We start from the raw sequence: 7,976 nt of genomic DNA, 5'->3' as shown, positions 1-7,976 counted from the left end.
AGTACCGGGGCCAACTCCTGCACACACCACTCCTGCACACATAGGGCTCGCCGGCGTGCGTGGGCCGAGGGCGGCCCGCGACGTCAGTCCCCGGCAGCGACGCCCTGCGACGTTGGCGCTACCAGGCGGTCAGGCTTGTCGGCGTGAGCTCGATGACGGTGGAGTACTGCTCGGCGATGGCGTCGAGTCCCATGCCGTAGGCGACCATGGCGTCGGCGTACTTGGCCGTGTAGGGCTCCCGGATGTCGGCCAGCCAGTCGGTAGCGCAGCGGTCGCTGATCGCTGCAGCACCGTTGAGCACCACCACGCCGTTGCCGGTGGCGTCGGCGTGCAGGTGCAGCAAGGCCTGCGTCCCGCGGCGAACATTGGCGACTTTCACGGTGCCCGGTTCACTCATGACCAGCACCCGCCCGTCCCACCAGAGAAACCAGACCGGGACAGCATGCAGGCGGCCGTCGCGGCGCACTGTCGTGAGCCACCCGATGACGTCCGTGTCAAGCCGCTCGGCCACCGCCTCGGCGGCAGCTTCGGACGAGCCGAGGTCGAACGTAGGCGAGTTCATCGCCTCACGATAGAGCGAAACCCAGCCGCAACTGCCCGCCACAGTGACGGCCATGCCAAGCGGATTCCCCGCCTGGGCGGTTGTCATCACGTAGCGCTCATGAAAGGGCGATCCTGGCTCCGGCGTTGATCGGAGGTCCCGAACAACCGCCGCATGGTCTTGGCCAGGCGGGCGGAACGGTCAACCCTCCCTGCCCTCGCAAGGACGGTGCGGGGATGTGCAGCACGGCAACCGCTCGGCGCCAACTCAGCCGGATCGGGCCGCGCAGGCTGACACCGCCCCGCACTGACCTCACGCGACCGCCCTGCAGTACCCGGGTGAGCCATGTCATCGGGCCAACTGAGCCTCGACAAACTGCTTCAAGAGCTTCGCGAAAGAGGCCTCGGTGATGATCGGAATTCCGTATGCGCGAGCCTTGATGGCCTTGCCACTCATTGAGTTCGGGTCGCTAGCTACAACGACCTTGGTAGTGCGAGTGACACCTCCTGGGTCTAGGTTGTGCTCGCGCGCGAGAGCGATCCATTCCTCACGCCCAACGGTCATATCTCCGGTGAAGACCACTCGATCCCCTGGCTCCAGGCTTAATACCGCTGTAGCGAGAGCAGTCCGGGCCGCATTGCTCGCTGCAGCGCGCTGCTGCGCCTCCGCTAGAGCCATCTCCACGTCTGTCAGCCGCAGTCCGAGGGCCGCAGCGACGCGCTCTATGTCTGCCCGCTCACCCGGGGTCACGATATGATCCTCAAGCGCCACCTCTGCCATAGCACGCAGATAGTCGGCATGGAGGTCCAGAACGTGCCCCCTGGTCAAGCCGGAGTCGACTGCCACGCTCACCAGCTCGGCCTTTTCATGTTCAGCCAAGAACCCGTCCAGCATCGCCATCTCGAGGACGCCAAGATAGGAGTCCACTAGAGGGTTTGCGGCTCTAGGCATCCGAGAGACGATCCCGTCTAACCACTCGTCCTGCCGAGCGTTGGGGCCCTCAGAACGTGCTGCTAGCCGTAGCTGCCCATAAGGCCCAGAATACGTCGGCCATCGATACACACGTGCGGCATCAAGGTCCTCCTGCCATGGCAGCTTCCCTCCAGCAAGGCGCAGAAAATGCTGAAACATCTGCGCCGTTGCCAACGCGTCATCCATTGCCGAATGCGGATTTTTCAAAGCAACTCCGCTGGCCGCGCAGCAGTCAGCTAGCTTTCGGCTGGAAGAGTGAACGAAGAAAGGTGCCCATGCCATCGTGCAGACTCCGCGAAGCGGCAAGTCCGTTAGCGGCAGCCCGACGCGATGAAACTCGCTTGCCAGAAACCGCAAGTCGAAAGGCGCGTTGTGCGCAACAGCGATCCGTCCCACTAGCGCTCGGAGGACATACGGCGCAATCTCATCGAACGTCGGAGCGGCAGCAACTGCCGTGGCAGTGATACCGTGAATATGAGTTGGGCCGACGTCTCGACCAGGGTTTACCAATGTGACCCACTGGTCTTGGATCTCACCGTCATGCGAGACCCAAACCACGGCGATCTCAACCACGCGGTCACGACACGACGGAGACAGCCCCGTCGTTTCTACATCGATTACTGTGTACCCAGCCATACAGCGCCCCTCAACCACCGACGGTTCTTCATAACTCTCATCGATCGCACGGGTGGACAATTTAGGACATTTCGATAGCCGATGCAGGCTGTGGCGACATCCCGGAAGTTCCTGGCCGGAGGCCGCGCAGGGCCCCCACCGGGCTGGCCGGGCACGGACGGGCGGCGATGTCGGATGGGAGGCGCCATGCATGCAGCGCCCAACTTTGCTCGCCTGCGGTGTCGCCGCCACGGTCGTGTGAGGTGGGCCAGTGGCCACGCTCAGAGCCGAGATAGCCCGCGACACCATTCGCGCATTCCGGCTGAGCCGTCACCAGTGCCGTACCTGGCGAAGAGGGCCTGGGACTCGGCTCGACCCACGCCACCCTCGATGAGTGACGGCCGCTGGAAGAAGGGCTGCTCCACGGGTGGTGCCCAGCGGTCCAGCAGGTCGACCGCGCCGTCATTCGGCGACTCCAGCGCGTAGACCACTGGTCGACGCCCAGGGTGATTGCGGCCCCAAGGCACATAAGGCAGGGCTCGAGGGTAACCGCCAGCAATACCAGCTCGGTTGGGCGCGTAAAGCGCAGGACCTCGTCGGCCCTGATGATGGCGTGCAGATCCGCAGGCACCACGCGGCGCCCTCGGGTGCGCTCCTGGGTGTTGGCGGTCGAGATCGGCTCGTGCCCCACGAAAACGGCAGCACCGATGGGCATTTCACCTGCCGCCCGGCCCGCTTCGGCAACTCGGAGCGCTTCGGCCATCGCCACGTCCGCCTTGATCACCCCACCGATCATGCGACCCGGCGGCCCGCGTCGGGATCGCATAAAGGTGGAGCGCGCCGGCCACCACGTCGTGGACCCTGGGTTTACTGTACAAACGTACATGTACATCAGTACAGTATAAGCAATCAGCCATCGAACGAGAGGGGTCAAGTCATGGCGACTGACGTCACCACCAGGTCTGAGGGTCACGCGACCCCGAACACCACACACAAGCCACTGCGCTTCCGGGTCGGGATGGGACTGCTCATCGTCTACCCGTTCATGTTCCTGGTCCTGCCCATCGCACCCTTCCTGCCGATGGACGCGGCCGGGAAGGGAATACTGATCGGCGGCGCGATCGGCCTCGCCGAGGTGATCCTGCTCGTGGCGATCGCGTGCGTGGGCAAGGAGACCTACCAGACGTTCAAAGCTCGGATCACCGCGCGGTGGCCGAAGCGCAAGACCAGTACAGACTGATCCGCATGGCGCGCGCGAAGAGAGACCCACAGGGGCGCCGTCGCGCGATCGTCGAGGCGGCCACCGAGCTGATCCTCGAGGTCGGCTTGTCGAACGTCAATCACCGAAGGGTCGCCGAGCGCGCGGGAGTGCCGCTGGGGTCAACCACTGCGTACTTCCGCTCGCTGGACGACCTGCTGTTCGCCGCATTGGGCGAGTTGGCGTTGACGTACGACCAACAACTCGCCGACCTGGCCGCCGCCCTTGAGTCCACCGAGGACCCGGCCCGCGCCGTGGCGCGCTACCTGAAGTCCTTCGACGCCGACCCCCAGCGGGCCCGGGCCGAGGCCGCCTTCTTCGTGGCCAATCTCGAGCACCCCTCGATGCGGCAACTGACCGATCAGTGGACGCAAAGCCAGGCAGAGGTGCTGACCCGACGCTTCGGCGAACGGGTCTCCCACGCCGTAGACATATACGCCTACGGGCTGGTGATGCAGGCCGCGCGGGGCGACCGACTGCCTGACGAGGACGAGATCACCTGGGCGCTGGGCCGACTCATCGGCGATCCGCAGCACCGCTAGCGCCCCCCTTCGTCAGCCGACGGCCCTGAGGGCGGGGGTCACGCTGGACGTAGCGACTTCTCGACGCACTCGGAAAGGTAGGCCGATTCAGTCCACACCGCTGACCTGCAGCGATGCGAAGAGCCTAGCCAGGAGAGCCTCCCTGAGTACGTCAAGAAGTCGCTACGCCCACCGGCACTGGCGTCAGGCGCCCGGCCGGTCGGGGTGGCCGAGCCTGGTTGCCCGGACAACGACGTCGTGCGTGTGGTGGGCGCCGGCGCCGCCACTGACGTGATGCTCGCGCACCTCGTCGACCACAATCTCCCAGTCCGGACCGAGCAGGGCGGCGACGTCGCGTGGCCCGACCCAGTCGGCCGGGTCGAAGCCGTGCGCCAGCGCGTGCGACGGGTCGCTCACGTCGTGGTGCACGACGAGCAGGGTGCCGCCCGGGGCGACGAGGTCGACGAGGCGCCGCTCGGCGTCGTTGTCGGGGGTGCGCCGCAGCGCCGGGTATTGCGCCGAGACGAGGTCGAAACCACCAGCCGGGAGATCGGCTTCCAACAGCCCAGCGTGCAACCAAGTGATGTCAACGCCGACCGCCTTCGCCAGGGCGCGACCTCGGGCCAGCGCCGACTCGGCGACATCGAGCGCAGTCACGTGCCAGCCCTGCTGTGCCAGCCACACCGCGTCCGCACCCTCTCCGCACCCGACGTCGAGCGCCCGACCAGGGGCGACACCGGCGATTTCGTCGACGAGGGTCCGATTGGGCTCCCCGCTCCAGATCTGCTCGCCGGAGTAGCGCTCGTCCCAGTCAGGATGGGCGTCGCCGTCAGGCTCGGCGTGGCCTGTCGGATGGGGGCGCTGAGGCTCGTTCGTCACGGTCGCTGAGCCTATGAGACGGCGGCCCAGCAGGCGACGAACAGCGGCGAGTTGCCGGTCAGACCCACTCCTCGACCCGAGCCTGTCGCCCCGCTCGCGGTTCGTTGGAGCGGTCGATGCCATGCGGCTCACTCGTGTACAGGTGGTGTTCGATCCCGTCCGGGTCGCTGAAGAGCCGCATCCAACCGATCGTTGCGGCGATCTTCGGAGAGTGCTCGACACCCAGGCTGTCGAGGCGCTCCATTCACGCGTCGATGTTGGCTTCACCAGGGACGGACCACACCGCGTGGCTACGTCATCGTCATCGCAGACCCCGAGGGGCTCGAGTTCTGCCTCACCTGCCCCGCAGGACTCGCAGACGACTGACGAGCGTCGACGCCACGCCGACGGCCATTCGCACCGCTCTTGACTGCGCGGTCGCTCTCTCTGCGGACGAAGCGCTCCTTCGAAGAAGGAACTGACCACCCCAGGGATCCGCGGCGGCCGCCCGATGGACCACGTCCCACACTCGGGCACCTTCTGCCGCTCGTCCACCAACAGGAGACGCACCCTGCGCAGGAGGATCTCGGGCTCCGCCGCACCGCGCCCACGATCCAGACCATCCAAGTCGCATGCCGTGAGCTGGCCGAGCAGGCGATAACAAAGAGAACTGGTCGGCTACCGTCACCCATGGCGATACGCCGCCAGCGGGCAGCCGGCCGATCCCCGAATCTGGGCCTCTGCCCGATCGATTCAGTCCGTCGACCGGCGGGCTCCGGCAGGCTCATCGAGGGGGCGAGCGGCGGACGGCCCTCCATGCGACTCGGTCCAGAGAGCATTAATGGGAAGAGACCACAGACGATCACCCGCCCGACGACCGGCACCCAAATGGAGGACGACACCCGCGAGGAAATCGTCACCCAAGCGCTCACGCATCCCGATGAGGTGCTTGAAATGACTGCGGGTCGGGGCTGCGGCCGCCTTAACCTCGACGGCGATCACGCCACGGGACGTCTCGATGACGAGGTCGACCTCGGCGCCGTTGCGATCGCGAAAGTGAAACATGTCGAATTTCTCGCTGGACCACCCTGCCTGTTTTGTTAGTTCATTCACGACGAAGTTCTCCAGTAGCGGACCCAGATGATTCGCTCCGTGGACAGACATCAACTGCTGGACCGTAAGGCCACTCCATGCCGCTGCCAACCCTGTATCCGTGAGATAGCACTTCGGGCGCCGCACCTGTCGGCTTGTCAGGCTCCGAGACCAACTCGGCAGGATCTGAACCAGAAAGAGCGACTCAAGAATGTCCAAGTGGCGCGAGACAGTCTGGGCAGCGACAGCGAGAGCCTCCGCGAGGCGATCCAGGATCAGCTCCTGCCCGGGGGCGGCTGCCAGAAGAGCGAGGAGCCGACGCAGGATGCGTGGTTGGACGACAGCAATATCGGCCGAGTCGCGTTCAACGAGGCGCTCGGCATAGTCAGTCAACCAGGCAACCTGCACCCGCGGCTTCAGGCCCTGAACTGTGGGATAGCCACCCACAACGATCCGGGTGACGAGGTCCTCTCGACTGAGTGCCGGTGCTGTGCCGAGTGCATCAGAAACCACCGCAGCCACCCAGTCGTCCACCACGCGAGTCAGCTCACCCTGTGAGAAGGGGTGGAGCCGAATGGTCATCGCGCGGCCTGCCAGCGAGTCTTCCGCACCTGGAACACGAAGGAGGTTGGCCGAGCCGGTGAGCACGAAGCGGCCCGGCCGGCGGTCACGATCCACCTCGGCCTTGAGCGGGAGGACCAGCTCTGGGCACCGCTGGATCTCGTCGATCACCAGCCGATGGCCGCCCCCAGAGCGGAGAAAACCCACCGGATCATCTTGCGCGAGAAGTCGGATGTCGTCATCGTCCATCGTCACGTAGGTCGCCGAAGGAGAGCTCAGCAAGGTGGCCAGGGTCGACTTCCCTACCTGACGAGCGCCCTCGATGACCACGACCGGACTGACCGAGAGCAACTCCTCAGCCCAGGGAGCGATGTGCCGCGGTAGGACCTCCACGAGGCAAGACTACCGATCCGCTGCCCTAGAAGCTGGGATTCGCTGCCGACGGACTGAGGATTCGCTGACCCGCTGATTCGGATTCGCTGAGCGAGCAGAAGGCGTTACTAGGCGATCCCGCCAGCCGAGCGGCAGCACCGAAGTGGTCAGGTCAACCCCGTCGAGTGCGACGCCGTGCAACTCCTCGAACGGCGAGAGCTCCCCGCCGGCTCCCTCGATCAGGTCCGACAGCTCCACCATGAGGTCGAAGTCCTCGACATCGGGCATGAGGTCGACCTCAGCCGAGAAATGGGTGACCGGCGGCAACTGGTGCGTGTCGAACGTGCCGAGGATCCACTGAGAGCCAACCACAATCACCCGATCCACCCTGGCGATTGCGCAGGCGGCTCGGATCGCGTGGTACAGCTGCTGCCGATTCACCGCTTGATCACGGCGAGCACCCCCAGGCGCTCGTCCTCGGTGAGGAATCCGGTCATCGGTGAGACCTCGCGCATCTCGATTCCATCGGGCGAGATGTCGACGAGGGCACGATGCAGGGCGCGCAGGCTTCGCTGGTCGACGATGTACTGCCAGCGATCCAGGTTGCGCTCATGAACAAGACCATGAATGTTCGAGCGCACCCGATCCAGGTTGCGCTGCATCCGCTCCCAGCCGAGCTCATCGATACCGGATCGGCCCAACTTCTCTGAGATCTCACGGTGGAGCAGCCAACTGCGCCGTTTGGTCCGCTCCAGCAGCACCGGAGAAACATCGAAGTCCACCCGAAGACCCAAACTCGACAACAACAAGTCAAGAGTCGGCTCAGAAGGCTCCAACTTGCCGGAAACATACCGGCTGATCTTGCTTGCAGGCAGGCCCGTGAGCCGGGACAGCTCCACTTGGCTCGTCCCCGTGGACTCCATTCCGCGCCGCAACACCTCGCTCCGATTCACCGGACACACCTTACCACTAGATGGTAATTTCGAGCCTGGGCCTGGAGCTGCGTCCATCCAACGCACCGCCTGATCGACCTCACGAGACGAGCGATCGTCTTCGCCGACGGTCACCGCTGGGCACCACCATCGGGGACTGCCCGTGCGATGAGAACGCCACGACTCACGCTGCGGGCCCTCGTCCTTGTCAATGGCCGTGTGGAAGTCCCCCGGTCGTCGTCAGGTGGAAGTCC

Annotated in this window: 10 protein-coding genes; 2 read left to right on the top strand and 8 right to left on the bottom strand. The window is 65.2% G+C overall.

The genetic code is table 11. The features are described 5' to 3' along the window. Positions 1-118: 118 nt before the first annotated feature. The 3 genes from KILIM_RS22945 to KILIM_RS25530 form a co-directional block, all read right to left on the bottom strand. Entirely contained in the window at positions 119-562 is a 444-nt protein-coding gene (locus KILIM_RS22945; RefSeq protein WP_051988928.1) for a pyridoxamine 5'-phosphate oxidase family protein, read from the bottom strand. A gap of 327 nt (positions 563-889) precedes the next feature. Then, positions 890-2,149, bottom strand: coding sequence for an exonuclease domain-containing protein (locus KILIM_RS25570; protein ID WP_006594814.1), 1,260 nt, complete (start codon positions 2,147-2,149; stop codon positions 890-892). A 61-nt stretch (positions 2,150-2,210) separates the two neighbouring features. Continuing rightward, positions 2,211-2,843, bottom strand: a complete 633-nt coding sequence (locus KILIM_RS25530) for a tRNA-specific adenosine deaminase (RefSeq protein WP_373280998.1) — start codon at positions 2,841-2,843, stop codon at positions 2,211-2,213. 222 nt (positions 2,844-3,065) lie between these two features. Between KILIM_RS25530 and KILIM_RS21190 the strand changes: the two genes are divergently transcribed. Together KILIM_RS21190 and KILIM_RS22935 are read left to right on the top strand one after the other, a co-directional pair. After that, the gene (locus KILIM_RS21190) at positions 3,066-3,368 is read left to right on the top strand and encodes a transporter suffix domain-containing protein (RefSeq protein WP_006594812.1); all 303 of its coding nucleotides are present in this window, start codon (positions 3,066-3,068) and stop codon (positions 3,366-3,368) included. 5 nt (positions 3,369-3,373) lie between these two features. Continuing rightward, on the top strand, positions 3,374-3,928 hold the full coding sequence (locus KILIM_RS22935; RefSeq protein ID WP_006594811.1) for a TetR/AcrR family transcriptional regulator: 555 nt from the start codon (positions 3,374-3,376) through the stop codon (positions 3,926-3,928). A gap of 183 nt (positions 3,929-4,111) precedes the next feature. Here KILIM_RS22935 and KILIM_RS21180 read toward each other — a convergent pair whose 3' ends face one another. The 5 genes from KILIM_RS21180 to KILIM_RS23595 form a co-directional block, all read right to left on the bottom strand. Continuing rightward, entirely contained in the window at positions 4,112-4,786 is a 675-nt protein-coding gene (locus tag KILIM_RS21180; RefSeq protein WP_006594810.1) for a class I SAM-dependent methyltransferase, read from the bottom strand. 58 nt (positions 4,787-4,844) lie between these two features. Then, entirely contained in the window at positions 4,845-5,030 is a 186-nt protein-coding gene (locus KILIM_RS21175; RefSeq protein WP_006594809.1) for a hypothetical protein, read from the bottom strand. A gap of 488 nt (positions 5,031-5,518) precedes the next feature. Continuing rightward, positions 5,519-6,811: an ATP-binding protein gene (locus tag KILIM_RS21170; RefSeq protein ID WP_006594808.1), complete on the bottom strand. Its 1,293-nt coding sequence runs from the start codon at positions 6,809-6,811 to the stop codon at positions 5,519-5,521. 9 nt (positions 6,812-6,820) lie between these two features. Continuing rightward, positions 6,821-7,168, bottom strand: a complete 348-nt coding sequence (locus tag KILIM_RS21165) for a hypothetical protein (protein WP_157551883.1) — start codon at positions 7,166-7,168, stop codon at positions 6,821-6,823. Positions 7,169-7,227: 59 nt separating this feature from the next. Further along, positions 7,228-7,713: a helix-turn-helix domain-containing protein gene (locus KILIM_RS23595; protein ID WP_006594806.1), complete on the bottom strand. Its 486-nt coding sequence runs from the start codon at positions 7,711-7,713 to the stop codon at positions 7,228-7,230. Positions 7,714-7,976: the final 263 nt, after the last annotated feature.

The organism is Kineosphaera limosa NBRC 100340 (assembly GCF_000298215.1).
Lineage (GTDB): Bacteria > Actinomycetota > Actinomycetes > Actinomycetales > Dermatophilaceae > Kineosphaera > Kineosphaera limosa.
The sequence above is the reverse complement of the archived record's forward strand: the minus strand, read 5'-3'. Positions and strand labels throughout refer to the sequence as shown.

Coding starts and splice junctions, on each gene's coding strand:
- KILIM_RS23595 (WP_006594806.1), bottom strand. CDS start 7,713: ATGGAGTCCACGGGGACGAGCCAAGTGGAGCTGTCCCGGCTCACGGGC.
- KILIM_RS25530 (WP_373280998.1), bottom strand. CDS start 2,843: ATGCCCATCGGTGCTGCCGTTTTCGTGGGGCACGAGCCGATCTCGACC.
- KILIM_RS21175 (WP_006594809.1), bottom strand. CDS start 5,030: ATGGAGCGCCTCGACAGCCTGGGTGTCGAGCACTCTCCGAAGATCGCC.
- KILIM_RS21190 (WP_006594812.1), top strand. CDS start 3,066: ATGGCGACTGACGTCACCACCAGGTCTGAGGGTCACGCGACCCCGAAC.
- KILIM_RS22935 (WP_006594811.1), top strand. CDS start 3,374: ATGGCGCGCGCGAAGAGAGACCCACAGGGGCGCCGTCGCGCGATCGTC.
- KILIM_RS25570 (WP_006594814.1), bottom strand. CDS start 2,149: ATGGCTGGGTACACAGTAATCGATGTAGAAACGACGGGGCTGTCTCCG.
- KILIM_RS22945 (WP_051988928.1), bottom strand. CDS start 562: ATGAACTCGCCTACGTTCGACCTCGGCTCGTCCGAAGCTGCCGCCGAG.